The 26,065-nt window shown below is 63.2% G+C and carries 20 protein-coding genes; 4 read left to right on the forward strand and 16 right to left on the reverse strand.

What is annotated here, in order from left to right; genetic code table 11:
- Positions 1–142 precede the first annotated feature (142 nt).
- From zomB to glf, 5 genes are read right to left on the reverse strand one after another with little or no spacing between them, the layout of a single operon-like run.
- Positions 143–2,062 carry a flagellar motor control protein ZomB gene (gene zomB / locus H7C86_RS18500; RefSeq protein ID WP_084324965.1) on the reverse strand — a complete coding sequence of 640 codons (1,920 nt, stop codon included), beginning with the start codon at positions 2,060–2,062 and terminating at the stop codon, positions 143–145.
- Complete coding sequence (locus tag H7C86_RS18505; RefSeq protein WP_003943808.1) at positions 2,040–2,945, reverse strand: decaprenyl-phosphate phosphoribosyltransferase; 906 nt, start codon at positions 2,943–2,945, stop codon at positions 2,040–2,042. Before H7C86_RS18505 ends, zomB begins: the two co-directional genes overlap by 23 nt.
- Positions 2,942–3,475, reverse strand: coding sequence for a phosphatase PAP2 family protein (locus H7C86_RS18510; RefSeq protein ID WP_003943893.1), 534 nt, complete (start codon positions 3,473–3,475; stop codon positions 2,942–2,944). Before H7C86_RS18510 ends, H7C86_RS18505 begins: the two co-directional genes overlap by 4 nt.
- Complete coding sequence (locus H7C86_RS18515) at positions 3,456–5,369, reverse strand: glycosyltransferase (RefSeq protein WP_084324964.1); 1,914 nt, start codon at positions 5,367–5,369, stop codon at positions 3,456–3,458. The genes H7C86_RS18510 and H7C86_RS18515 overlap by 20 nt, the downstream gene beginning before the upstream one ends.
- Positions 5,366–6,580 (reverse strand): UDP-galactopyranose mutase, encoded by a 1,215-nt coding sequence (gene glf, locus H7C86_RS18520; RefSeq protein WP_024488040.1) that lies wholly within the window; start codon positions 6,578–6,580, stop codon positions 5,366–5,368. The genes H7C86_RS18515 and glf overlap by 4 nt, the downstream gene beginning before the upstream one ends.
- Before the next feature lie 205 nt (positions 6,581–6,785).
- On the opposite strand from glf, the gene H7C86_RS18525 reads away from it, so the two are divergent.
- Positions 6,786–7,706 (forward strand): VOC family protein, encoded by a 921-nt coding sequence (locus H7C86_RS18525; protein ID WP_182261983.1) that lies wholly within the window; start codon positions 6,786–6,788, stop codon positions 7,704–7,706.
- Here the strand turns inward: H7C86_RS18525 and H7C86_RS18530 are convergent.
- The 5 genes from H7C86_RS18530 to H7C86_RS18550 form a co-directional block, all read right to left on the reverse strand.
- Positions 7,672–8,142, reverse strand: a complete 471-nt coding sequence (locus H7C86_RS18530) for a MarR family winged helix-turn-helix transcriptional regulator (protein ID WP_182261984.1) — start codon at positions 8,140–8,142, stop codon at positions 7,672–7,674. The genes H7C86_RS18525 and H7C86_RS18530 overlap by 35 nt on opposite strands.
- 9 nt (positions 8,143–8,151) lie before the next feature.
- On the reverse strand, positions 8,152–9,075 hold the full coding sequence (locus H7C86_RS18535; RefSeq protein ID WP_182261985.1) for an MBL fold metallo-hydrolase: 924 nt from the start codon (positions 9,073–9,075) through the stop codon (positions 8,152–8,154).
- A 108-nt stretch (positions 9,076–9,183) separates the two neighbouring features.
- Positions 9,184–10,335 (reverse strand): acyl-CoA dehydrogenase family protein, encoded by a 1,152-nt coding sequence (locus tag H7C86_RS18540; RefSeq protein WP_029254205.1) that lies wholly within the window; start codon positions 10,333–10,335, stop codon positions 9,184–9,186.
- Positions 10,336–10,337: 2 nt separating this feature from the next.
- Entirely contained in the window at positions 10,338–11,519 is a 1,182-nt protein-coding gene (locus H7C86_RS18545) for a thiolase family protein (protein ID WP_007731825.1), read from the reverse strand.
- 90 nt (positions 11,520–11,609) lie between these two features.
- Positions 11,610–13,031 carry an amino acid permease gene (locus H7C86_RS18550; protein WP_019746401.1) on the reverse strand — a complete coding sequence of 474 codons (1,422 nt, stop codon included), beginning with the start codon at positions 13,029–13,031 and terminating at the stop codon, positions 11,610–11,612.
- Positions 13,032–13,201: 170 nt separating this feature from the next.
- On the opposite strand from H7C86_RS18550, the gene H7C86_RS18555 reads away from it, so the two are divergent.
- Complete coding sequence (locus tag H7C86_RS18555) at positions 13,202–14,695, forward strand: PucR family transcriptional regulator (protein ID WP_182261986.1); 1,494 nt, start codon at positions 13,202–13,204, stop codon at positions 14,693–14,695.
- Positions 14,696–14,797: 102 nt separating this feature from the next.
- On the opposite strand, the gene H7C86_RS18560 is transcribed toward H7C86_RS18555, so the two are convergent.
- Positions 14,798–16,360 carry a SpoIID/LytB domain-containing protein gene (locus H7C86_RS18560; protein ID WP_182261987.1) on the reverse strand — a complete coding sequence of 521 codons (1,563 nt, stop codon included), beginning with the start codon at positions 16,358–16,360 and terminating at the stop codon, positions 14,798–14,800.
- A 331-nt stretch (positions 16,361–16,691) separates the two neighbouring features.
- Between H7C86_RS18560 and H7C86_RS18565 the strand changes: the two genes are divergently transcribed.
- The gene (locus tag H7C86_RS18565) at positions 16,692–18,701 is read left to right on the forward strand and encodes an N-acetylmuramoyl-L-alanine amidase (protein ID WP_070796556.1); all 2,010 of its coding nucleotides are present in this window, start codon (positions 16,692–16,694) and stop codon (positions 18,699–18,701) included.
- A gap of 37 nt (positions 18,702–18,738) precedes the next feature.
- On the opposite strand, the gene H7C86_RS18570 is transcribed toward H7C86_RS18565, so the two are convergent.
- From H7C86_RS18570 to H7C86_RS18580, 3 genes are read right to left on the reverse strand one after another with little or no spacing between them, the layout of a single operon-like run.
- On the reverse strand, positions 18,739–19,560 hold the full coding sequence (locus H7C86_RS18570) for a Cof-type HAD-IIB family hydrolase (protein ID WP_024488043.1): 822 nt from the start codon (positions 19,558–19,560) through the stop codon (positions 18,739–18,741).
- A gap of 53 nt (positions 19,561–19,613) precedes the next feature.
- Positions 19,614–20,348: a 1-acyl-sn-glycerol-3-phosphate acyltransferase gene (locus tag H7C86_RS18575; RefSeq protein WP_029254200.1), complete on the reverse strand. Its 735-nt coding sequence runs from the start codon at positions 20,346–20,348 to the stop codon at positions 19,614–19,616.
- A gap of 3 nt (positions 20,349–20,351) precedes the next feature.
- The gene (locus H7C86_RS18580; RefSeq protein WP_020905757.1) at positions 20,352–21,107 is read right to left on the reverse strand and encodes a 1-acyl-sn-glycerol-3-phosphate acyltransferase; all 756 of its coding nucleotides are present in this window, start codon (positions 21,105–21,107) and stop codon (positions 20,352–20,354) included.
- Positions 21,108–21,200: 93 nt separating this feature from the next.
- Here H7C86_RS18580 and H7C86_RS18585 point away from each other — a divergent pair, with 93 nt between their 5' ends.
- Positions 21,201–22,040, forward strand: coding sequence for a hypothetical protein (locus tag H7C86_RS18585; RefSeq protein WP_060939538.1), 840 nt, complete (start codon positions 21,201–21,203; stop codon positions 22,038–22,040).
- A gap of 10 nt (positions 22,041–22,050) precedes the next feature.
- Here H7C86_RS18585 and H7C86_RS18590 read toward each other — a convergent pair whose 3' ends face one another.
- A complete protein-coding gene (locus H7C86_RS18590) occupies positions 22,051–24,942 on the reverse strand; it encodes an Ig-like domain-containing protein (RefSeq protein WP_182261988.1) in 2,892 nt (963 codons plus the stop codon).
- A 251-nt stretch (positions 24,943–25,193) separates the two neighbouring features.
- Positions 25,194–26,065, reverse strand: an 872-nt coding sequence (locus H7C86_RS18595) for an Ig-like domain-containing protein (RefSeq protein ID WP_182261989.1), incomplete at its 5' end; no start/stop codon positions are given.

A 26,065-nucleotide genomic window follows, 5' to 3' on the forward strand; every position in this document is an offset into this window, starting at 1 on the left:
CTCAGTCCGCGGGCGACGCCGTCATCACCCCTAGGGAGTGATTCAGGTTAGGTGAATCGTCTTCGAGTACATCGTGGCCAATCGATTCGGTGTTACTGAATCGAAATATTCAAACCTTCAACCGTCGGTGATGCTGATCACATCACTTCGGCGGCTCCGGCGGAACGAGCCCGCAGCGTTCCAATTCGTAGGCCGGAACCCGGTCGAATCGGTACTTCGCGAAGTCGAAAGCCTGCTGGAAGTTCTGTTTGAATCTGGCCCAGGTCAGCTCGGAGCGGTACGACGTGAGCAACTCCTGCGTTTCCGGGCACGTGATCGCCAGCTTCGCGTCGGCAACCCAGTCCTCGTCGAGGAAGAACGGCAGCCACGGGCGAACGTCGATCATTCCGGTATCCGCGACCACCCAGTCCGGATATAGGTTCTTGTCGTGCCCGATCCGGCCGTCTTCGAGGCGCTCGGTGTGTGCTGCCAGGGGGTACGCCAGCCCCATCTGATCGAGCACCCGAACGTCGAGGCCCACGTTCATGCTCGTCATTCCGAGGTTGAGGAAGAAGACGACGTGCTCGGCAGGCTCCTCGAGCGGCCCTGGCGGTGGGACGACGAACCAGGAGTCGTAACTCGCCGACGGCAACAGCAGCCCACCCTCCGGAGTCCGCGCGATGGTCTCCACCATGGCACGCATTCGCGGATAGTCGAGGTAGTCCTCGGCAAGAATCGGGTGCTTGTGACCGGTGTTGAGTGCATAGAACGCACGCTCGTCGACGATTCCCGAGCGACCCACCACGGAGCCTTCCGGCATGCCCGTCGTGTTTGCAGCGAAGAAGGCCCAGATGATCGTGCCGATCCACAGCACCGCCGAGACTCCGAAGATCGCGGTGTCGCGGTTACTTCCGAACGCTGCCCGCGCCGGAACCCGCAGCGGAATGACCGCGACCGGCATGAGCAGGCAGAACAACACCGGCAACAGGACGCGGCCGTGCATGAAGTCGCCGCCGACGCGCAGAGAGTAGATCCCGAGGATCAGCCCACTGCCGAGGATGAACGTGACGACGGCCCGCGGCGTGCGCAGAAACTGCTGAAAGCGCTGCCACAGCGAGCGTGCGGGTTGATCGGAGGCGGTAGCAGGTGCGTCCGCTCGGCTTCGCCACACGAGCAGCAGCGCGCCGATGAGCAGGAACAGCAGCGGCAGCCAGAGCAGGTACGGCCCGACGAGGTTCCACAGGTACGCAAAACCCTGCGCCCACTTCGCGCCACCGGCGTCCTTCGACACCGCGGTGTTCGGGTACGGCAGGGCGTAATAGCCCATTCGCCAGATCTGATAGCCCACCGGCACAAGTCCGGCGACGACCACGATCAGTGCGCGAATCTTCCAGGTCAGGCCTGCGGAGAGAACGATCATCATCAACGCGGCAGCACCGGGAATTGCCATCTCGGGTCGAACCAATGGTCCGAGGCCTGCCACGAACGAGAGAGTCAGGATCGACGCCGTGGACGGCGTCGACGCCTGCGCCCACCGAACGAGCAGTAGCCACAGGAGCGCGATCCAGAAGATCACCAAGCAAGTCTCGAGCCCGGAAGTGGCGAAATCTCGCGCAGGCGGAACCGCGATGTAGACGAGAACACCTGCCGGTACCAGCAGGATCGTTCCGCCCGCCGACGGCCGAACGCCGCGGTACAGACGACCGGTGCCGAGCATCGCCAGTACGACGGCAGCAGTCGAGAGCACGAGCGCGATCGTCAGAACGACGTATTCGAGGCGGATCTGCGTGAGCCAACTGAACGCGTAGACGATGTACGTCCACGCGGTACTCGTGTTCGCCTCGACACGCTCACCCGCATTGAAGACCGGGCCGTTCCCCGCGAGCAGGTTGCGGACGGTTCGCAAGACGATGAGTCCGTCGTCGGCGATCCAGCGACGCTCCCACGCCCCCCAGAACATGAGGGCAGCAGCAAGCACCACCCCGCCGAGAAAAACTCCTCGACTGAGGGTGGTGCGGTTCGCCGCAGTGTCGACGTGCGGGTCGGCCTCGGTGCGTGGCTCAGACGAGGTAGACAGCGACACCCACTACTCCGATCCACGCAATCGCGAGGAGTTGCAGCACCCGGTCACCGAGCGCGATCTCCTCAGGCTCTCCGGCTTCGCCGCCGTCGACGTCCACCGCATATCGCAGCACCGCAATGGTGAACGGCACCATCGAGATGGCATACCAGTTGGTGCCCTTGATGGCGTCCTGTTGGAACGCCCACAGTCCGTAGCAGAGGACCAGCGTCGTCGCTGCCATCGTCCACACGAAACGCAGGTACGTCATCGTGTAGCTCTCGAGGGACTTACGGATCTTCGCGCCGGTCTTCTCGGCCAACTGCAGTTCGGCGTAGCGCTTGCCTGCCGCCATGAAGAGTGAGCCGAACGCCATCATCAGCAGGAACCACTGCGAGAGATCGATCTCGGCGGCAACGCCACCGGCGATCGCTCGAAGCAGGAAGCCGGACGAGACGATGCAGATGTCGATGACGGCCTGATGCTTGAGACCGAAGCAGTAGGCGAGCTGGATGACGATGTACACGCCCATGACCACGGCGAGTTGCCAGTTGGCCAGGAAGGACAGCCCGATCGCACCGGCAAGCAGCACGACTGCCATTCCGTACGCGATGTTGACGGGTAGAACTCCGGCCGCGATGGGACGGAATCGCTTCGTGGGGTGAGCACGGTCGGCTTCGACGTCCATCGCGTCGTTGACGAGGTAGATGCCCGATGCCGCCATGCAGAACACGACGAACGCCAGCGCGACGGGCAGGAGCACGTCGGCTTCGGTGGCGGTTCCGGCCGCGATGGGCGCTGCCAGCACAAGGACGTTCTTGACCCACTGACGTGGGCGAAGCGCCTTGACGATGCCGGCGGGCAGGGACTTCGGGGGTCCGCTGACCGTAGCCGGTTCCTCGCTCATTTATCTCCACATTTCTGTTCGGCTCTGGCTTCTTCGACCCGGCGAACTACCGCCGCGGATGCGGCTCCCAGTGCCGCTCCGGCGAGTACGTCGGTCGGGTAGTGAACTCCCAGGACCAGACGCGAGAGCATCATCGGGGGCACCAGCAACGCCGGTAAGGGTAGCCCGGTGAGTCGACCGATCAGCACAGCCGCCGCCGTCGTCGACGTCGCGTGGGATGACGGGAAGCTGAGCTTGCTCGGTGTCGAGACGTTGACCTGCACCGAAGGATCGGAAGGTCGCTTGCGCCTGACGACTCGTTTGATCACCACGGAGGCGGCGTGTGCACCGAATGCTCCGACGGCTGCTCCGGCCCATTCACGTCGACGCGGCTTGTCCACGGCAGCTCCGACGGCAGCGATCGCTATCCACCCGAGGGAGTGCTCACCGAAGTGAGACATACCGCGGGCGACCTTGACGGCTCCCGGCAGCTGCCCGACGGTCGATTGAATACCGGCCAGAATCTGTACTTCAGGAGATGCCGAAGACACGTTCCCACCTTTCCGTGCTGGTCAGTGAAGGAACGGCGTCCTGGTACTGCTTCTTGAGCTCGGGGAAACGCGCGGCGAGTTCGCGGCGCAACCGTGTGGCTTCCTTGAGCAGTTCGAGTGCAAGCTTGGGGTTTCGCTTGCGGTAGACGACGCCGCGACCGTCAGCGGTGGTGACCGTGACGCCGTCGACCTGTGAGAGCAGGAACCAACGGGCGTCGATGGTCGGCACGTTGAGCTGAGGGCGCTCGAGGTGTTCCGGCTTGGCCGGCTTCACGTTGTGCACTCCGGCCTTGAGGACCCGGGTGATCTTCGCGACGGTCGACAACGGCAGGCTCACGTCCCCGACGTCGGCACCCGAGGGCAGCGGAAGCGCAGTCGACGAAGGCAGTACGACGGCATCGGAGAATTCCTTGCGCTGGGCGTGGACCTCACCGAGTGCTGTCGGCAGCATGTTCGCGACGTGCTCGGGTCCGGCGAGGAAGTCTGCGATTGCCTTGTTCTGGATCGCGACGGTGGAGTACTCGAGGCACAGCAGGTGCTTGAGCGTTGCCTTCACCGTGTTGACCACGAGGCCACGGCCGTTGCCCGGCATGTGGAGCGCTGCCACCACCAGGCGGTTACGGAGGTGGAAGTACGCCTGCCAGTCGATGGCGTCGTCCTTGTCGCTCCACGCCATGTGCCAGATCGCGGCACCCGGAAGTGTGACGGTCGGGTATCCGGCTTCCTTTGCGCGCAAACCGTATTCGACGTCGTCCCACTTGATGAAGAGCGGCAGCGGCTGCTTGAGTTCTTCGGCGACCTGGCGCGGGATCATGCACATCCACCAGCCATTGAAGTCGACGTCGATGCGGCGGTGCAGGAGCTTCGACTCGCGCAGCGGTTTCTTCGAGAAGTCGTGGTCGTATTCGACGTTCGGCGCCGCGGACCACATGAAGGTGCCGCGGTTGACCACTTCACCCATCACGTGGAGGTGACTGCGTTCCTGCAGGTTGAGCATCTGCCCACCCACCAGCATCGGCGACTTCGCGAAACGTGAGAACGAAAGCGCACGCAGAATCGAGTCGGGTTCGATCTCGATGTCGTCGTCCATGAACAGGATGTGCTGGCACTGCGTCGTCTTGAGCGCCTCGTACATGATTCGGCTGTATCCGCCCGAACCACCGAGGTTGCCCTGATCGTGAATGGCGAGCCGATCACCGAGCGCTGCAGCAGCTTCGGCAAATCCGGGTTCGTCGCGCACCTTGCGCGTGCCCTGATCCGGCATGATGACGGCCTTGATCACGTCCGACACCAGGGGATCGGAAGCAAGTGCAGCGAGAGCCTTGACCGCGTCGGTCGGACGGTTGAACGTCGGAATACCAACGGCGACAGTCGCTTCGCCGGGAGCCTCGACGGGCGCGTACCAGCCGCCACTCTCGACGACGACGGCCGTATCAGTGGTGATGTCGAACCAGATCCAGCCACCGTCCTCGAACGGCGCCAGTTCCACCTCGAACTCGACCGCGGCATCGCCGTCGGCAAATTCCTTACCTTCCACGTGAATTCGCGAGGAATCGGCCTTGGAACGGTAGATGTCGACGCGGCCGTGTCCGGACAGTTCGAGTCGAAGGACCACCGATTTCAGGATGGACCAGCGCCGCCAGTAGCTGGCGGGGAACGCGTTGAAGTAGGTCGCGAACGAGACCTCGGTCTCGGCGCCGAGCGCTACCGACGTGCGCGAGGTCGAGTGCGCCCGCCGACTGTTGGACCAGGACTCTTCCAAGTACAACGTGCGGACGTCGAGCGGCTCACCGGCACGGGGCAGGATGATCCGCTGGAGCAGGGACTTGCCGAGGTAGGTCACCTCGTCGCCGCTGACGGCGTCTTCGCCTTCGAGTAGATGACGTGCGTTCATTCGCTCTCCCCTGCCAATTCCGCACCCGTTTCGAGATGCGGGCGCAGGGTGTTCTCGAACATCGTCAGTGCGCTGGCGATCGCCATGTGCATGTCCAGGTACTGGTAGGTGCCGAGACGCCCGCCGAAGAGGACCTTGTTTTCCGCCGTCTCCTTCTTGGCACGGGAGCGGTACGCACTGAGCTTCTCGCGATCCTCGGGCGTGTTGATCGGGTAGTACGGCTCGTCCTTCGCCTCCGCTGCACGTGAGAACTCACGCATGATGACGGTCTTGTCGGTCGGGTACTCGCGCTCCGGGTGGAAGTGACGGAACTCGTGGATACGGGTGAACGGCACGTCGGCGTCGTTGTAGTTCATGACCGGGGTGCCCTGGAAGTCTCCGGTGGGCAGAACCTCGGTCTCGAAATCGAGGGTGCGCCATCCCAGTGCACCTTCGGAGTAGTCGAAGTAGCGGTCGAGCGGGCCCGTGTAGATGACGGGTGCGTCGGGGCTCGCGGCGCGCAGTTCGTCGCGGACGTCGAAGTAATCGGTGTCGAGACGGACCTCGATCTTCGGATCCTTCGCCATGTTCTCGAGCCACGCCGTGTAGCCGTCGACGGGCAGGCCCTCGTACGTGTCGTTGAAGTAGCGGTTGTCGAAGTTGTAGCGGACCGGCAGGCGGCTGATGTTCGCCGCGGGCAGCTCGGTGGGGTCGGTCTGCCACTGCTTTGCCGTGTAGTCACGCACAAATGCTTCGTAGAGCGGGCGTCCGATCAGGGAGATCGCCTTCTCTTCGAGGTTGGAGGCATCCTTCGAATCGATCTCGCTGGACTGCTCGGCGATGAGGGCGCGCGCCTCTTCGGGAGTGAAGTACCGACCGAAGAACTGCGACACGAGGCCGAGGCCCATCGGGAACTGGTACGCCTGTCCCTTGTGCAGCGCGAAGACGCGGTGCTGGTAGTTCGTGAACTCCGTGAACTGGGTGACGTAGTCCCAGACCTTCTTGTTGGAGGTGTGGAACAGGTGGGCACCGTACTTGTGGACCTCGATGCCGGTCTCCGGCTCAGCCTCCGAGTATGCGTTCCCCCCCAGGTGGTGACGGCGATCCAACACCAGCACGCGCTTACCCAGCTGGGTAGCGGCACGCTCGGCGATGGTCAGCCCGAAGAATCCCGAACCGACGACGATCAGGTCGTACTGGGCACGGGCGGTCTCTGAATTTGCAGCGGTCACGATGAACCAGGGTATCGGACCTGTTCGGACGCCGAGGGTTGGATGCGTCACCAGGGACTATGGCCCTTGTTTCCTGATTTCAGCATCCCTGGCGGCTACTACTCATGAATTACTTGGCAATACCAACGATTGTCTTGCCAATCATTGGTAACACTGCTTATATTTTAGGAACAGTGACCATCAAGTGCATTCGAGGGAGATCATCGTGATTCAGGAACTGTCGTATATCGGAGTCGCGTCACCCAGGGCTGAGGACTGGAGAAAGTACGGAACGGGACTTCTGGGCGCGAAACTGTCACCAGACGGACCGGATGGCGCAATCCGGCTCGCAGTAGACGACGTCAACTATCGAATTGCCGTCCACCCCGGCAAGGTAGACGAATTCCTTTACGCCGGTTGGGCAATGGCCAATGAATCCGATCTTCACTCGTTTGCCGCACACCTCGACCGGAACGGCATCACGCTGCACGACGGCAATCCCGACCTGCTCGCCGAGCGGCAAGTCGCCGAACTCGTGTGGTTCACCGACCCATGGGGAACTCGACACGAGATTTCGTGGGGAAAGGCATCGACGCCACTGTCGTTCACACCGGGTCGTGTCATGCGCGGTGGATTCGTGACCGGAGATCAAGGCCTGGGCCACATCGTTTTACAGGTACCGAATATCGAGGAAGCCAACAAGTTTTACGTGGATGTGCTGGGTTTCCGACTCTCGGACCGGATCACCAACGACCAATTCACCGTGCGCTTCTATCACGTCAACGGACGTCATCATTCACTTGCGCTGGCCGAATATCCCGGCCACGTCGGATTTAACCACGTCATGCTCGAAGTCGAATGCATGGACGATCTCGGACGCCTGATCGATCTTCTCGACAGCCACGACACCGAGGTCATGCAAACGCTGGGGCGCCACACCAATGACCTGATGACGTCGATCTACATCGGCAGCCCGTCCGGTCTGCAGATCGAGTACGGGTTCGGTGGTCTCACCGTCGACGATCTGAGTTGGGTGGCAAGAACTTACAACCAACCGAGTTACTGGGGCCACAAGCGTCCAGCCGAGATGAGCAAAAGAGTACCCGGAATCATCAGGCCTCTGACGGCCGCGCCGTCGGCCCCGTGAGCTTGGCGGATACGACCGTCAATGTCTCACGTTCCTGATCGGTCAACGACTCGAAGACCTCTTGCTCGACGGCGTCGAGGGCCGCATCGCCCTCGATCAACTTCGCTACTCCGGAGTCCGTGATCGATACGACCTGCCTACGACGATCAGATTTATCGCGTTCGCGCACAACGTATCCCGACTCCTGCAGACTGTCGAGATAGGCAACGATGTCACCGGGGTCGACCACCACTCGGGAAGCAAGCTCCTTTTGATGGCATGGGCCGAGTTCATCGAGTGTGCTGAGAATGGCGTGATGATTGGGCAGCAGTCCGACGCGAGACAAAGCCTCCGCGTACGACTGCCTCACGCGGAGTGCGGCTTTGACCAAGCCGTATCCGATCCGACTCGAAAGCGGCCTGCCGGAGAGCGATGGCGTCGATTCGGTCGCAGGCATTGGCCCATTCTATGCAGGCCTCGCAACATATATCGAAGGTGCCATCGGGCGATCGTCCTCGTTTAACCGAACCGTGATCGGTTCGTCGACGGGGAAGTGTGCGGGAAGTAGAAGCAGTCCCTCCGACGCGCAGCGTTCGAGAAGTTCGCGGCGGGTGACCCTGGCGATCTCGGGATCGGCGTCGCCGCCCTGGCTGAGGTCCGGGTACAGAAACTGGATCGGATGGTGGATCACGTCGCCGGAGATGACGGCGCCGCCGTCGGCAGTGCGGATCTCGATCACGACGTGACCCGGCGTGTGACCGGGCGCGCTGCGCACGACGACGCGTGTGCCTTCGGACTCGGCCAGGACGTGGCCGTCGTCGACCGCCTCCCACTTCGCCCCGTCCAGAACGGGACGGACGCTGTCCTCGAAGGTCTGCGCCAAATCCGAGACCACTCCTTCGTGTGGACCGTCGGCGGCGAGTTGTTCGAGCGCGGCCAGTTCGGTGCGGTCGAAAATGTATGTCGCGCGGGGAAAGGTGGGCCGCCAGGTTTCGGCCTCGAGGTTGGTGTTCCAACCACAATGATCGGGGTGCAGATGTGTGCTGACCACCAGATCGACGTCGTCCACGTCGACGCCGGTGTCGGCGAAGCGCGAGAGGTAGTCGGTACCGAACATGTGGTGCGGCAGGAGGTTCGGCCGGTGCTTGCTGTTCCCGTTGCCGGTGTCGACGACGATGGCCTTGCCGCCGATCTCCACCAGGTAGGTGTGGATGGCAAGTACGAGGTCACCGCTACCCGCGTCGAAGAACTCCGGTGTCAGCCGCGCCGACGCGTCCTCGATCTCCGCATCACCCGCGTGCGGAAAAAGCTCTCGCGGCGGAAACGGCCAGTGCGCCAGCTCCGTCAGTTGGGTGACGCGCGCCGATCCGACGTCGATGGTGAAGCTCATCAGTGATTGCCTTCCGAACAGCTCGATCCCGCTTGTAGGCACACAAAGGCACCCACCGAAATGCTCGGTGGGTGCCTGGTCGGTGTCAATGGTTTTCGACGCCGGTGATCAAAGACTCTTCGCGATGATGCCCTTCATCACTTCGTTGGCGCCGGCGTAGATCTTCTGGACGCGGGAGTCCTCGTACATGCGCGCGATCGGGTATTCACGCATGTAGCCGTATCCGCCGTAGAGCTGCACGCACCGGTCGACGACGGCGCACTGCTGTTCGGTCAGCCAGTACTTGACCATCGCGGCGTCTGCGCCGTCCAGCTCGCCATTGAGGTGATCCTCGATGCAGTTGTCGAGGAAGACACGGCAGGTGCGCGCGATCGTCTGGCACTCGGCCAGCTCGAAGGCGGTGTTCTGGAACTCGAAGAGGCTGTGCCCGAACGCTTGACGCGCCTTGGTGTACGCGACGGTCTCCTCGACGGCACGCTCGATGGTGCCGATGGCCTGCGCGCCGATGATGAGACGCTCCTGCACCAGCTGCGCCATCAACTGACCGAAACCGAGCCCCTCGGACTCGCCGAGGAGGTTCGAGACGGGAACGCGAACATCGGTGAAGGACAGCTCCGACGTATCGGCGCCGTGCTGACCGACTTTGTCGAGGACGCGGCCAACCGCAAAGCCTTCGCAGTCACGCAGATCCACGATCAGGAGCGAGACACCCTTGGCGCCCGCCTTGGGATCGGTCTTGACGGCAAGCACGATCATGTCTGCGCTGCCACCGTTGGTGATGAAGGTCTTCGACCCGTTCACGACGTAGTGGTCACCGTCGCGGGTCGCGGACGTGGTGATTGCCTTGAGGTCGGAACCTGTTCCCGGCTCGGTCATTCCGATGGCGCCGAGGATCTCGCCCGTCGCCATACCTGGCAGCCAGGCCTTCTTCTGCTCTTCGCTTCCGTACTCGAGCACGTAGTGGGCGACGATGCCACTGTGCACGGAGTTCCCGAGTGCATAGTCCCCGCAGTAGCCCTGCGCCTCGAAGACTGCAAGATCGTGCGCGAAAGTTCCACCGCCCCCGCCGTATTCCTCGGGAATCGAGCAGCACAGCAGGCCGAGCTTGCCGGCTTCGAGCCACACGGACCGGTCGACGCGATGCTGAGCGTCCCACTGCTCACGCTTGGCGATCAGTTCACGATCGAAGAAACCACGGGCCAGTTCGGCTACTGCGGTGATCTCGTCGTCATGCCACGACGGCTTGCGCTTGGTCGCCATGATCAGACCCGCTTCAGCAGGGCAGCGAGTGCCTGACCGCCGCCGATGCACATGGTGACGATGCCGAATTCGAGGTCGCGACGGACCATGTCGCGTGCCGCGCGCAGCGTGAGGATGGCTCCGGTAGCGCCGACCGGGTGTCCGAGGGCGATTGCTCCGCCGTACGGGTTGGTCTTCTCCGGATCCAGGCCACTGTCACGGATGACGGCGATGGCCTGCGAAGCAAAGGCCTCGTTGACCTCGGCGGTGCCGATGTCGGACGGCTTCAATCCTGTTTGCGCAAAAAGCTTTTCGAGAGCGAGCACGGGAGCGTAGCCCATCAGGCCGGGCTCCATGGCTGCCGTCGTGACAGTTTCGAGCGTGACGAGTCCGGTGAGACCGCGCTTGGCTGCCTCGGTTCCTGTAGCGAGGACGAGGGCGCCGGCGCCGTCGTTGATGCCCGACGCGTTACCGGCGGTGACGGATCCGCCCTCTTCGAATGCGGGGCGCAGCTTGGCGAGGGTTTCGACAGTGGTTCCGGGCTTGGGGTGCTCGTCTTCGGTGACGGTGACGGAGCGCCGACCACCGGTCTCGACGGGAGTGATCTCCTCGGCGAATGCTGCCTTGGCTGCGTCGGTAGCAGCGCGGCGCTGAGATTCCACGGCGAACTCGTCCTGCTGCTCGCGGCTGACGCCGTACTTGCGGGCGACGGCTTCGGCGGTGCGGCCCATATGAGCCTTGCTGAACGGGTCGGTGAGCATGGCGACGGTGCCGTCGACGAGGCTGCGATCGCCGAGCTTGTAGCCCGAGCGGGCGGCGAAGTCGTAGAACGGCATGCGGGACATGCTCTCGTCGCCGCCGGCGAGGGTGATGGCAGCTGCGCCCCAGCGCATCTGCATCGCCGCCGACCACACGGCCTGCAGGCCGCTGCCACAGAGGCGGTTGACGGTGTAGGCGGGAACGTTCTCGGGCAGTCCAGCGGCGATGCCCACGCGGCGTGCGTTGTAGGCGTCGGGGCCGACCTGGCCGATGCAGCCCATGACGACCTCGTCGATGTCTTCGGGTGCAACGCCGGCGCGGCTCAGCGCGGCCTTGGCTGCTGCGGCACCCAGCTCGTGTGCGGGTACGTCCTTGAAGACGCCGCCGAAGCTACCGACGGGGGTCCTGGCCCCGTCGACGATGACGATCGGTTCGGGTGTGGTCATGATTGTCCCCATCTGCTGTGCTCACGTCGATTTCTCTGTCCGTGGCCGATACTAGGACATCTAAGTATCTCGCAGATGGGGACGTTGGTGTCAGGGTGTGGGAGCGCTCTCGGACACGGGTACAACCTCGGCGTCGGCGCCTTCGGCGTCCTCGGTCTCTTTGTGGTTCCGGTATCGGTAGAGCCCGATGCCCACGAGGATCGCTGCGAGCCCCAGGGACACGATCATCTGGCTGCGCGTCGAGTCCAGGGTGAGCATGCCGATGCAGAGCGCGATGATGGCGGCGATCGTCGCGTAGGTCAGGTACGGGAAGAACCACATCTTGAGCTCCAGCTCCTGGCCCGAAGCTTCGAGCTTGCGACGCGTGCGCAGCTGGGACACCGAGATGACGAGCCAGACGAACAGAGCGATCGCACCGGAGGAGTTGACCAGGAACAGGAAGACCTTGTCCGGGGAGAGGTAGTTCATGCCGACGGTCAGGAAGCCGACGATCGTCGAGACCAGGACAGCGCGCATCGGGACGCCGGTCTTCTCGATACGTGAGAGCGACTTGGGGGCGTCGCCGCGGCCGGCGAGAGAGAAGATCATGCGGCTCGCGGTGTAGAGACCGGAGTTGAGGCAGGACAGAACCGACGTGAGGACGACGACGTCCATGATGTTGCCCGCGGCCGGAATGCCGTAGGAGTCCATGACGGCGACGTACGGGCTGAGCGCGACCGATGCGCTGTCCCAGGGAAGCAGAGTGACGACCACCGCGATCGAGCCGATGTAGAAGATGAGAATTCGCCAGACGACGGACTTGACGGCAGCGCGAACAGCTTCGAGCGGGTTGGCCGATTCACCGGCGGCGATGGTGGCGATTTCGGCGCCGAAGAACGAGAACACGACCACAAGGACTGCGGCGAGCATGGCTCCTGTTCCGTTCGGCAGGAAACCGCCGTGACCGGTCAGGTTGGTCATTCCCGGTGCTTCGACGCCGGGCATCCATCCGCAGATCGCCACGATGCCCATGCCAAGGAACGCGATGATGGCGACGACCTTGATGGAAGCGAACCAGAACTCGAACTCGCCGAACGACTTGACCGAGATGATGTTGGTCAGCGTCAGCACGATCATCAGAATCAGAGCCCAGGTCCACTGGGGAACGCCGGGAACCCAACGATTCATGATGAGGGCACCGGCGGTGGCCTCGATGCCGAGCACGATGATCCAGAACCACGCGTACAGCCAGCCGATCGAGAAGCCCGCCCAGCGGCCGATGGCCTTGTCGGCGTACGACGAGAACGAGCCGGTTTCCGGCGACGCTGCCGACATCTCGCCGAGCATGCGCATCACGAGGATGACGACTACGCCGGCCAACGCGTAGGAAACCAGGACACCCGGTCCCGTCTCCTGGATCGCCACACCGGAGCCGACGAACAGTCCGGCGCCGATGACGCCCGCGATCGCAATCATCGACAGATGCCGCTTCTTCAGCGTGTGCTGAAGTGCCGGCTGGTCTGTACTGGACATCAGTACTCCTTGTGGGCTGTTCGGGACGTGGATCTCGGTGACGCTCTTCTGGAGCGCATTTTCGATAGCGCCAGTGTCGGACCTTCGGCAAGCTCGCGTCAGGCTCCACTTTGTACAAACGTGACCGCAGGCACTACAAAGTGGCGAGTCGGAGGTGTCAGACTGGACCCATGCCCATCACGCTCCGCCAGCTTTGTGCGACCGAACAGTTCGGCCTTCGCGTCCTGGCGGGGCACGATCAGCTCGATCGCACCCTGACCTGGGCACATGACTCCGAACTTCCCGACCCGACGCCCTTCCTCGACGGCGGCGAACTACTACTCATCACTGGAGTGTCGCTACCGACGACAGCCGCGGAAACGACCCGTTTCGTACGCACCCTGGTGGCGGCCGGAATTGCCGGAATCGGTTTCGGAACCGGCCTCGGATACGAGCAGGCGCCGCAGACTCTGGTGGATGCGGCCACCTGTTTCAGTGTGCCCCTACTCGACGTCCCATTGCGAACACCTTTCATCGCCCTGACCAAAGCGGTGTCGAAGGCGCAATCCGACGACGACATGAAAGCGCTGCGCAGCAACTACCAGAGCCTGCGGCGACTGCTTCAAGCTGCAGTGACGGTCAACGGCACCCGGGCAGTCGTACGACGGGTGGCGGAATTGATCGGCGGATGGGCGGCCCTGCTGGACTCGGCCGGCCATACCGTCGAGATCTCACACACCGCTGCTGCCGCAGGAATCGAGCGAACGGCTCCCGAGCGCGACGCCCGCCCGATGGAAGTCAGTTTCCTCACGAGTGAGAACGAGGACGTCATCTCGCACCCTTTGATGACGTCGAGGGGAAAGCTGATGGGGTATCTCGTCGCCGGCTGCCCCGGCGCCGTCGGCTCTCTGAATCAGGGCATCGTCATCGCCGCCGCGTCTCTGCTCACGTTGATGACGGCTCGAACCCGAGATGCGCAGTTGACGATGAACCACTTGCGTACCGTGGCGATGCATCAGCTGTTCGAAGGACAGAATGCGCTCGCCCGCAACATCTCCGGGGAACTGTGGGGAGGATTTCCGGTCGAACCTTTCCAGGTCTTCCACGTAGCGGGCCCGAGTGGCCTGCTCGAGAGCGTGTCCGTCTCACTGCTCGACGGCCTCAGCCGCGATCTGGCGTTCGGCATCACCGACGGAGCGTTGATCGCCGTCGTCTCCGCTACCGACAGCGGGCGAATCCTCGCCCGTGTCAACGAAATCGACGTAACCGTCGGCGTGTCGGACATGCTGTGGTGGGACGATCTCTCGCGCGCCAGACGCCAAGCCGCGCAGGCAGCAGCCGAGGCCGGCGCCCGCAACCTGCCTTCGATGCGGTTCGCCGAACTCTCGGAGAGCGGATTGTCCGCATTTCTCGACCAGGATCGCTCGACGGCATTCGCGGCGGCACACTTGCGCCCACTTCTGGAAGCGAAGGGCGGTAGCGATCTCTACCGAACCTTGGCCATGTGGTTGGCACACAACGGGGTGGGCGACGCCGCAGCCACAGCGCTGAATATTCATCGGCATACGTTGCGCAGCAGACTCGCTCGGATCGAGAGCCTTCTCCAACTGGACCTCGGCTCCCCCACAGAACGCGCGGAGTTGTGGCTCGAGTACCGCTTGCTCGGCGACGCTCCGACCATCTGACCGACAAGCAACGAACCCTGAACGACCTGAAGGGCCTCCGCCGGGTTACGGCAGAGACCCTTCAGAGTCGATACGTGCGAGTCGCTACCGACCGACCTTCCCCTAGCTTCCGCCCGTCGGTATCCACTCGCGGAGCACGTTGGCATCAACTACCTGCGCACCCAAAACCTTTGTCCAGATGATGGTTCCGTTTTCGTAGACACGGAAAGTGCCTGCTTCGGAGGGCAACTGCATCTCCGGGCCGGCAGGAGCACCGAGAGAGCCGCTTGCACCGCCGAGCTCCCGATACTTCTTCTCGATCTGCGTCTCCGTAACCGTACCCGATGGATCGCCGGATGGCGAATTGGATTCCGGCACTGTCGATTCCGAATCCGGTGCCACTACCACACCAGCCCCGTCGCCGATGGTAAACCAGTCCGATTTCAGGCCGAGTTTCTGACGGAACTGCATTCCGGTGGCGCCGACGGTTCCACCCGTGCCGACCACCTCGACTGCCGTCACTCGCCCACCGTCGGTACCGAATCCGTTGCGCGAGAGAATCTTGAGCGATTGCAGCTCGCCCACATCGAAGGCGTCCGCAATCTCACCCGCGGTCAGATTCACTGTCCAGTCATGATTGGGCGAAAGGGCGTCACCGAGATCCTCGACGGCCGGGAATTCACCGCCGGAGCTGTAACCTCCTGTGGACGAAGAGAATTCGGTGGCAACGATCTTGCCGTCACGCGACAGAACGGCGCCGGCGGTGGACCGAACGGCTTCAGTGGTGCGGGGATCTTCCTTGCCCGCTCCGCCGTACACCTGGCAGTCCTGAGTGTCGCACGTGTCGGCGTACGAGCTGCGATGCTCGGTCGCAGCGTACGAGCGCGCCGCCACGGCTTGCGCCCGTAGTGCTTCGGCCCCACCGGAATCGGCCCATTCGGCCTTCGCTTCGACCGGCACCACGCCGAGCAGGTAGTCCTCCATGTCGAGGAGATTGACCGTCCGAGCCGAGCCGTTGTCGAGCACTACGCCGAGGGCGCCGCGATAGGGCGCGTCGTTGTTGCACAGCTTCAGGAACTGGTCGGCGGGTCGATCGGGACCGAGATCCACAGGATCCACCCACGGATGCTCGGTGACCGCTTCCCAGACAACCCCGCCACCACACCCGCTGGTGACAACCACCTGCGCACCGCCACCGGGCAGTGCAGTGAGATGGGCAGCCTCGCCGGGCGCGGTGCGCTGACCGTTGACCACGAGGCCGGCGTCGGAGTAGACGTCGAGCGTCGAGTTGTCCTGGGCTGTGAGCCGCACACTCATCTGGGCGGGCGGCAAGGAGTCCAGGACAGTTCCGCCGTAGTAGTGACTGAGGATTCGCTCGCCGGACCAGCCGTCGTTCTTGGCGTAGCCGTAAGCGCCCCACTGCCCCATTCCGCGGCCGTGTCCGTTGCCGTGACCGGAGAGCGTGAATTGTGTATCGGCGGCGACGGCGTGCAGGATCGACGGCTCGTCAGCGCGGATTTGCGTGAAACCTCCGATCGCGACGCCGAGCGCAAGAGCCGGAACGAGACCGAGGACCGAGACCCGCATCAGCGAGGTTCGCCTCCCGGGCCCGCCCACCAGAAAGCGACCTGCGCGACCGGACACAGGCTTCTTACCTGCAGTTCCGCTTCTTCCGCTTCTCGCCATCAATGCTCTCCTCATCGCTACCGGCCTCACGAGTCCGCGAAGTCGGTACTTCGCGCGCAGGCCAGTCCACAACGATTTAACTAAAGTCTCACCCTAAGGTTGAGCGTTATGGACTTTTGTGACTAGTGTGGCAAGAGTGTTTGGAGTTAGCAACACCAGTCACACGAGTCACATCAGCATCACGAGTTGCAGACGTACGCGTCCGAAAACTGGAGTTCAACCCCAGAACATGGCATCCGACCTGCTCGGATCCGGTTTTGAAGGATTCCGTTCACGGCCGTCATCGGCCCTGAAGTTCGCTCGCAAGTAACTACAACCGAGGAGTAATCCCTTGCCACACCGTCGACCGAAGCCCTCGCTCGTACTCGGGGCTGTAGCCGCAGTGGCTGTCGCAAGTCCTTTTGCGGTCTACGGCTTCACGAGCACTACGTCCGATGTACGTTCCGCGAACGAAACGACGTCAGTAGCAGTGCCGACCCAGATCGCAGAGGTGCTCCTCGCGTCGGTGCCCGACATCATCATTCCGGTCAAGGAGCTGACCGGTCTCGATCTCCCCGACATCAACCTGGGCGATCTCAGAAACCTCAAGCTCCCGACCGAAATCCCGCTACCTCCAGGGATCACGTTGCCGACCGAGCTCTTCCCGGCACCCGCTGCTCCCGGGGCCCCGACCGAAACCGCTCCGGTTCCCTCCGAGGAAGAGCCAGGTGCCGTGGTCAAGGAAGTCACCCGCGACACTCCGTTCAGCATGGTCGCGTTGACCTCGGACACGCTCGCCTCGGCGCAGTCCAAGGTCCGCGCCCTGGCCGAAGACGGCACCTGGGGTCCGTGGTTCACCCCTGACGCCATCGACTCCGCCAGTTCGGATCAGGCCACCAACGCCGGTACCGCCACCGAACCTGTCTTCGTCGGCGCCACCAAGTCCATCCAGATCCTCACCCCGCAGGGTGTCGCTGCCCCCGCGGCCGAAGCTGTGCCGGCTCCGGAAGCCGCACCCGCACCTGTCGAAGCACCTGCTGAAGCGCCTGTGCCTGCCGAAGCGCCGGCCGAAGCACCTGTGCCTGCGGAAGCACCCGCAGCCACCGGCGAACTCGGGTACACCCCGGCTTCGGTGTCCAAGCCGCTTCGCCAGGCGACGACGGCAGCAGATGCCGTTACCGCAGTGTTGATCGATCCGGGTACCAGCGACGCGGACAGCAATCTGCAGGCAGTCGCGGCACCGCTCGGCGGCAGTGGACCCTCCGTCATCACCCGCGCACAGTGGGGAGCCGACGAGTCACTTCGCTGCGACTCCCCCACGTACGACGACTTCACCGGTGGAGCAACCGTTCACCACACCGCGGGCAGCAACAACTACACCAAGGAAGAATCGGCCGGCATCGTCCGCTCGATCTATGCCTACCACGCACGCACTCTCGGCTGGTGCGACGTCGGATACAACGTCCTCGTCGACAAGTACGGTCAGACCTTCGAAGGCCGCGCAGGCGGACTCGACAAAGCAGTTCAGGGCGCGCACGCCGGCGGCTTCAACGAGAACACCACCGGTATCGCGATGATGGGTGACTACTCCACCGTCGAGCCTTCGCAGGCGACGCTCAACGCCGTCGGCAAGTTCCTCGGTTGGAAGCTCGGCCTGGCCGGCCTCGACCCGAAGGGCCGAACGACGATGTACTCCGAGGGCACGGAGTTCACTCCGTACCCGCAGGGCGCAGCAGTGGATCTGCCGATCATCTTCGCCCACCGCGACGTCGGAAACACGGCTTGCCCTGGTGATGCCGCATACGCACACATGAACGACATCCGGAACATCGCGGCCGCGAATATCGGCGGATCGTTGAACCCGTCGAACCCCTCCAATCCGTCGACGCCTGCGCCCAAGCCGACCACTCCGGTCGACACGGTCACCGGTGGCACCGGATCGTCGATCCCGGATCTGGTCACCCAGATTCTGAAGATCACCGACAATTCACCGCTCGCGCAGAAGTGGATCGCCGAAGGTGGTGACCTCGGACGCCTCGGCCAGGCGCTGTCCGGAATCCTGCAGGCGAAGCTCGGCAACCAGGGTGCGTTGTTCCAGAACGGCGCTGTCTACACCTCACCCAACGGCGGAGTGTTCACCGTGCTCGGCGAGATCTTCAAGTCGTGGCAGAGCTTCGGTTCCGACGCGGGTGAACTCGGATTGCCGATCTCGGACGAATACTCGATCCCGGACGGCCTGCGCAGCGACTTCGAGAACGGTTCGCTGATCTTCAACCAGATCACCGGCATGGTCACGAAGGTCCTCAAGACCTACAACGAGACCTTTGCCCAGGAAATGGCCAACAGCGCGCCTGTCGGCTGACACTCGCGCAGTACACGTCCTCGGGCGCTGGTGGGTTCTACGACCACCAGCGCTCGAGGACTTTTGCGACCCCGTGCGCCGAATTGGTGTCGGTGACCTCGTCGGCTGCGGCTTTGGCTTCGGGGTGAGCGTTGCCCATGGCAACGCCGAGGCGTGCCATCCCCAGCATCGGGATGTCGTTGGGCATGTCCCCGAAGGCAACCAGACCCGACAGGTCGAAGCCGAACCTTTCGGCCGCGGCAACCAGGCCGGACGCCTTCGTGATTCCCGGCGCCGAGAGTTCGATCAGTCCGTTCTCGGTGGAGTACGTCATGTCGGCGAGCGCACCGACGTGCGGGGCGAGCGTGTCGTACATCGCCGTGCTGGTCATGCCTGGACGGCGAATCAGGAGTTTGACGGCCGGCGCCGCAAGCACTTCGTCCTCGGACATCTCGGTGTTGTCCGGGTTGAGCCAGGCGTGTTCGTAATCTGGTGAGCTGACGAACTGTGGGGTGGCGGCGTCGTGTGCGCTCTCCCCCACCCGTTCCGCGGCCAATCCCGACCCGGGAAGTGCAACCAGAGCCAACTCGGAGAGTTCGGTGAGTGCGTCGACCGACAAGGTCGCGGCGCTGAGGACGCGGTCGGCGTAACTGTCGTAGACAACAGCACCGTTGGCGCAGACCGCGAGTGGCGCGTATCCCAAACCTTCGACGACGGGCGAAATCCATCGCGGAGGACGCCCGGTTGCCAGCAGGAACGGCGTGCCGGATTCGACGACGGCATGCACGGCGGCGCGGGTGCGGGCACTGACCAACTCGTCGTGATCGATGAGGGTGCCGTCGACATCGGTCGCAACCAAGGTTGGGCGGTCAGGGCTGATACGACGGTCTGGGCTCACACCGCCATTGTGCCTGCCCGGTACGACGGTCTCGCTCAGCGCGCCCGCTTCGCGCGCTCCTGGGCATCCATGGCCGCGGCTTCCGCCGGCGTCGGCGCGCCACCGCCGAGTCGGCGAGGCACCCAGTACGCCCCGGGCTCGTGCACGAACCCGTCCTGAACGTGGCGCAGGATCGCATCCATCTCGATGCGCAGGATCTCGCTCAGCGCTTCGGCGGGTTCGACCGGATCGATCGGTGCGCCCACTTCCACCGAGATCGGGAAATGATTGCGGCCCAGATTTTTCGGTCCGCCTTTGGTGACGATCCGCTGGGCGCCCCAGACGATCAGCGGAATTATCGGCACGCCGGCGTCGATGGCCATCCGAGCTGCTCCGGATTTCATTTCCTTGATCTCGAAGCTCCGGCTGATCGTCGCTTCCGGGTAGACGCCCACCAATTCGCCACGCTCGAGGGCGTCGACTCCGGCTCGATACGCCTGCGCTCCGGCGGAGCGGTCCACTTCGATGACGCCACATCCACGCATGAGGAAGCCGAGGACCTTGTTGTCCGCCAGCTCAGCCTTGGCCATCACTCTGAGCTTGCGTTTCGCGGTGCCGACCGCCAGGGCCGCCGGTATGAAATCGAGGTAACTCGTGTGGTTGATCGCGATGACGGCACCGCCGGACACCGGGACGTGTTCCGTCCCGGTGCGGGTGACTTTCACGCCCTGAAAACCGCTCAGACCACGCGCGACTACCTCGACGGCGGTGTAAACGGGTTCGAACGACATAGGTCAGCCTTCGGACTTCCGCGCCTCACGTGCTTTGGCTTTCGCCTCGGCCTCGTCGGCATCCATCTTGTCGGCCTGCTCGAGCGTCGGCGCGCTGCCACCGAGGCGGGCCGGTACCCAGTACTCGCCGGCGGGATGGTCGTAGTCCTTCTGCAGATCGAGCAGCAACTCCTGCATCGTCGACCGTAGCTTCGCCGTCAGCTCACTCGCCGGTTCGAAGGGTGCAATCGGCTCGCCGACGGCAATGGAGATGGGAGTGTTGGTGCGGCCCAACCGCTTCGGATAACCCTTCGTCCACACGCGCTGAGCGCCCCAGATGACGACGGGAACGATCGGGACGCCCGCCTCGATCGCCATCCGGGCGGCTCCGGACTTGAATTCCTTGATCTCGAAGCTCCGACTGATCGTCGCTTCGGGGTACACACCCACCAATTCGCCGCGCTTCAGGAAATCTACGGCCGCCTTGTAGGAGTCGGCGCCCGCGCCGCGGTCGACCGGGATGTGCTTGAGGGCCCGCATGATCGGTCCGGAGATCTTGTTGTCGAAGACCTCCTTCTTCGCCATGAACCGGATGTAGCGCTTGGGGGTCCGCGCCGGCAGTCCCGCATACGTGAAGTCCATGTATCCGGTGTGGTTGATCGCGATCACGGCGCCACCGGACGCCGGGATGTTCTGCTCTCCCTTGACGGAGAACTTCAGGCCCTCGAAAGCGAAGACGGTACGGGCGATGCCGATGACTGTTCTGTAAACGGGATCCACAGTTCGCTAGCGTAGACGGGAATCCGTGATCTGACCCGCAGCAGTTATGGGGTGGATGTTGGTCAGAATGTCGCAAAAGGGGCGTAAGAACGAATGAAGTCGGCAGGACGAGCGGCAGTGGGGGCAGTCGCACTCGCCATGACGTTGGCGATAACCGCATGTGAGGACGACGGACGGACAGGAATCCTGACGGACGAACCGTCTCCGCCTACGACGGAAACCACGACGACAACCACTCTCGCGCCCACGACCACCACTGCGCCCGCCACGCCGGTCGCGCCACCTCCGGTTGGTGACGTGCCCGGTAATCCGGCTGCTGCGCCGGCCTTGGCGGCCTGGGCAACGGACCTGGTGTCTTTGGACGTCGACGCGCTCACGAACGCATGCTGGACGATGCCGCCCACAACAATTGCCGACCGATACTCGGATGTGCCCGCCATCTTGACGGCCATCGCCGCACCAGGCGTCGACGGCCAGTACGCGGTCACCTGGAGTGGAGGCGGACTCTCCGTCGCCGCCAAACGCTCGGAGATCGCTTCCGGCTATGCGTGCCCGTTCGTCTTCCCTGCGGGGCAATCAAACTTCTACACCGCGGCCGACGCTTCCCACGCCGTCGTCCGGTTTCTCTCACGCGCCACGGGACGGCCGGTCAATACCCGCGACGTCGAGACGTTCTATCCACTGATCTGCCCCGGCAACAGCCCGTGGGATCCCGACGGCACCGGCGCCACCGGCCAGCCGCCACTCAAGCTCGATCCGAATCAGCTGGCCGGTATCAAGTCTTTCGACGCCGACGCTGCAACAGTCACTCCGGTTCGCGGCGACTACGTCCGTGTCACCCTGCCCGTCAGCGACGGAACCGGTAACTCACGCTCGATGCAGTTCACCCTGTCGATCGGCCCCGAGGGATACTGCCTCGGGGCCGCGACCTGAACTGTTCCGGTCAGGAACCGAAGGGAAGGAAATCGCTCGAGCCAGCGCTGCCTGAACCGAGGCTGCCCGTGCCACCGCCGGTTGCAGCCTTGATCTGAATTGCGTGGGCCGCCGAGGTGGAGCCTGTGAATCCGGCTGCGCCGCTGTAGATTGCCGAAATCGAATGCGCACCGGTTGTGGTGAAGGTGTGGTTCAGCGCCGCGATCCCGTTGACCACTGGCACAGCGTCACCGATCGGAGTGTCCCCGTCCATGAACTGCACCGTTCCACCGTTCTGCAACGAACTGACAGTCGCCGACAGGGTCACCGACTTGTTCACCACACCATCGGCAGGCACCGTCACCACAGTCTCCGTGGTGACATCCGAAGGCGCAGGGTCCGTCACATTCACCGTCCGCGCCTGGGCCGAGGACCCGACTACACCGGCTCCTCCCGAGTAAACCGCCGTGATGCTGTGCGCACCCGCAGAGGTAAACGTATGCGACAGACCAGCAGCGCCGGCCGTAACCGCTTCAGGACCGCCGATCGCGACGCCACCGTCGTAGAACTGCACGGTTCCGACGCCGACAGCGTCATCCGACGACGTTCGGACTGTTGCCCACAAGTCGGTCGCCACACCAGTTTTGGCATCGGTGGGGATATTCAGTTCGACGACGGATTCCTGGTCGGCAACACTCACCTGAACTGACTTCGCACTCGCAACCGAGTTCTTGAATCCGGAACCAGCGGTGAAGTCCGCCGTAACACTCTGAGCACCAGCAGCATCGAACGAATGCGACAGCGTCGCGGTTCCACCGGAAACTGTCACCGGTGAACCAATGGCCGTGCCGTTCGACTTGAACTGCACAGTGCCCACCGCATTGTTCGGAGCCACCGTCGCCGTCAGATCAACAGCCGTACCCGTAGTTGCCGTAGCGGGAACCGAGAGCGACGTCGTCGTCTCGACATCGACCGGAGCCGGATCGGAGACCGTCACCGTCTGAGCCGACGCCGACGAGCCGACGAAGCCTGCACCAGCGGTGAAGTCAGCGGTAATGCTCTGAGCACCAGCAGCATCGAACGAATGCGACAGCGTCGCGGTTCCACCGGACACTGTCACCGGTGAACCAATGGCCGTGCCGTTCGACTTGAACTGCACCGTACCGACAGCATTGTTCGGAGCAACGGTCGCCGTCAGATCAACAGCCGCACCCGTGATCGCCGTCGCCGGACCCGACAGCGACGTCGTCGTCTCCACATCGATGGGAGCCGGATCGGACACCGTCACCGTCTGGGCCGATGCCGAGGAGCTGACGAAGCCTGCACCGGCGGTGAAGTCAGCCGTAATGCTCTGCGCGCCAGCAGCATCGAACGAATGCGAGAGCGTCGCAGTCCCACCGGACACCGTGACCGGGGAACCGATCGCCGTGCCGTTCGACTTGAACTGCACCGTACCGACAGCGTTGGAAGGAGCAACCGTCGCCGTCAGATCAACCGCAGTACCCGTGATCGCAGCAGCCGGAACTTGAAGCGTTGTAGTCGTACTCAGCGCTGAGCTCGAGATCTCGATGGTCTGAGCTTGCGCGGTCGAACCACCAAAACCTGCAGTGCCTGAGTAGACCGCAGTGATCGAGTGCGATCCCGTCGTAGTGAACGTGTGATCCAGGGTCGCTCCGCCGGCAGTCACCGCGATCGGTCCGCCGATGTCTGTGCCACCGTCCTTGAACTGGACCGTTCCGCCGTCAGCTGCCGGAGAGATGTTTGCGGTCAGCGCGACCGAGGTCTGCTCGACGGCGCTGCTCGGAACTGTCAGCGCCGTGGTCGTCTGTACATCGGCAGCAGCCACGCTCACTGTGCGCGCAGGTGACGTTGAGGTCAAGAACTCGAGAACTCCGTCGTACACAGCGGTGACGGAGTGATCTCCCGCCGCGGTGAATGTATGTGGCAGTGTGGCAACGCCATTGACGACGGCCACCGGGGCGCCGATGTCAGTCCCGCCATCCTTGAACTGAACGGTGCCGCCTGTCGGCGCCGGGGAGACCTGCGCAATCAAATCCGTCGATTGACCGATCGTTGCCGACGCGCCGGACGTCACTGCGGTCGTGGTCGCCGCCTGCGAGACGACGTTGACGGTGGCCAATGCCTGACCACCCGCATTCAACCCACCACCACTCGAATCGCGCGGAGAGCAGTTGTACCGCTCCCAGTACCCCGGCCAAAGGGTCTCGTACTGCAAGAACGTGAATGCATTCTTCGGCGAATTGAACGCACCCGAATCACCATCTGTGGCACGCAACTTCGGCTGCACCGTACTACCCGCGGCACCGGCAACCACCGTCACGTCGATCGCGGGCAACCGGAAGGTCTTCCCCGCCCCTACCTCGATTCCACCGTCACTGTTCTTGCTCGTGCTCGGGCCGTTACCGCCCTTGTTGTTTGAGTCAGCAGTCTGATTGTTCCCCGAAATACGCAGATGCGTACCCGCGCCATCCGGCGAACCGCCGTCGTTGATCCGAATCACCGACGGAGTCACACCGGACAAATTCGACGAAGTACCTGCCACGACCTGAGCATCCACCAACGACACCCCTGCAGGTATATCGAAGTCGTACTTGAGCCGCGTCCACTTACCGACACTGCGGCCTGCGTGCCCACCCGTCGGCACCGACATCACATTCGGTTGAACCCGATAGGTGAACGTCGACCCCGCCACCACTTTCTCCGGCGCAGACACCGTCGCACCCGTCGAATGAAACACATCCGCGATATCAACAGCCAGATGTTCATAACCATCGCAACCCAGCTTGAACCCGATCGTGTTCTCCACCGCGGGAGATGACGTCGGAGCAGCCGAAGCAACACCACCTGCCACCAGCACGCCACCGACCAACGCTGCCACCACAACCGCGGAACTTCTTCTCACCAACACGAACTCTCCTCAGCTAGCAACAGACGTGGATCGGGAACCGCACGGAAGGAGGTCACTCGAACAGAGCGGAAATCAGAATGGAGCTGGACGCTCGTACAGTACCCGTCGAAAGTAGTACTTGTATCAGTTATTTCAGACAAATATTCACGAATTGCCGATAGTTCTGCTAACGACCAATCATCGATTCGCGAAGAGCGATGCCCCTTGCACCCGTCGGACGCAAGGGGCATCACATCATCGGAGAATCAGGACCCGAACGGCAGCGACAACGATCCGAGCGAACCGAAGTCACCGCCCCCGTTACCGACGTCCACAACCGATGCAGTCGACGTGGAACCCGTGACGCCCTGGGCTCCGCTGTAGACCGCGGTGATCGAATGGTTGCCGGTCGTGGTGAAGGTGTGGCTCAACACAGCCTGCCCACCGACAACATCGACGGCCGTTCCGATCGGAGTCGTTCCATCGAAGAACTGGACGGTTCCCGACGTCGCGCCGGAAGAACTGACCACAGCCTTCAGCTGCACCGACGTGCCGACCTTTGCCGAAGACGGAGCCGTCAACGACGTAGAGCTTTCGACATCCGACGGGGTCGGAACCGTGACATTGACGTCGACGGATTCCGCGGTGGACGACGTGAACACGCCGGAGCCACTGAATACAGCCGAGACTACAAAGTTGCCTTCTGCTCCGAACACGTGCGGCAGCTTGGCAACTCCGTCAACAACCGCAACCGGGGCACCCTGATCGACTCCACCGATCTTGAACTGAACCGTTCCGCCGGACGGCACCAGGGCGTCCGAGGGATCTTCGGACACTGTCGCGAAGAGATCAACAGGCAGTCCGACCTTGGCTTCACCCTGAACGCTCAGAACCGTCTTCGTCGCCTTGTCGACCGGAGCCGGATCGGACACCGTCACCGTCTGAGCGGACGCCGAGGAACTGACAAACCCTGCACCAGCGGTGAAGTCCGCCGTAACACTCTGCGCGCCAGCAGCATCGAACGCGTGCGACAGCGTCGCGGTTCCACTGGAAACTGTCACCGGTGAACCGATCGCAGTGCCATTCGACTTGAACTGCACCGTACCCACAGCATTGTTCGGAGCCACCGTTGCGGTCA

This window comes from Rhodococcus sp. UFZ-B548, from assembly GCF_903819475.1.
GTDB lineage: Bacteria > Actinomycetota > Actinomycetes > Mycobacteriales > Mycobacteriaceae > Rhodococcus_F > Rhodococcus_F erythropolis.

Excerpts from the sequence above, each read along its gene's own strand:
- H7C86_RS18505 (WP_003943808.1), bottom strand. The coding sequence starts at position 2,945 with ATGAGCGAGGAACCGGCTACGGTCAGCGGACCCCCGAAGTCCCTGCCC.
- H7C86_RS18515 (WP_084324964.1), bottom strand. The coding sequence starts at position 5,369 with ATGAACGCACGTCATCTACTCGAAGGCGAAGACGCCGTCAGCGGCGAC.
- H7C86_RS18530 (WP_182261984.1), bottom strand. The coding sequence starts at position 8,142 with ATGCCTGCGACCGAATCGACGCCATCGCTCTCCGGCAGGCCGCTTTCG.
- H7C86_RS18535 (WP_182261985.1), bottom strand. The coding sequence starts at position 9,075 with ATGAGCTTCACCATCGACGTCGGATCGGCGCGCGTCACCCAACTGACG.
- H7C86_RS18540 (WP_029254205.1), bottom strand. The coding sequence starts at position 10,335 with ATGGCGACCAAGCGCAAGCCGTCGTGGCATGACGACGAGATCACCGCA.
- H7C86_RS18545 (WP_007731825.1), bottom strand. The coding sequence starts at position 11,519 with ATGACCACACCCGAACCGATCGTCATCGTCGACGGGGCCAGGACCCCC.
- H7C86_RS18550 (WP_019746401.1), bottom strand. The coding sequence starts at position 13,031 with ATGTCCAGTACAGACCAGCCGGCACTTCAGCACACGCTGAAGAAGCGG.
- H7C86_RS18555 (WP_182261986.1), top strand. The coding sequence starts at position 13,202 with ATGCCCATCACGCTCCGCCAGCTTTGTGCGACCGAACAGTTCGGCCTT.
- H7C86_RS18560 (WP_182261987.1), bottom strand. The coding sequence starts at position 16,360 with ATGGCGAGAAGCGGAAGAAGCGGAACTGCAGGTAAGAAGCCTGTGTCC.
- H7C86_RS18575 (WP_029254200.1), bottom strand. The coding sequence starts at position 20,348 with ATGTCGTTCGAACCCGTTTACACCGCCGTCGAGGTAGTCGCGCGTGGT.
- H7C86_RS18585 (WP_060939538.1), top strand. The coding sequence starts at position 21,201 with ATGAAGTCGGCAGGACGAGCGGCAGTGGGGGCAGTCGCACTCGCCATG.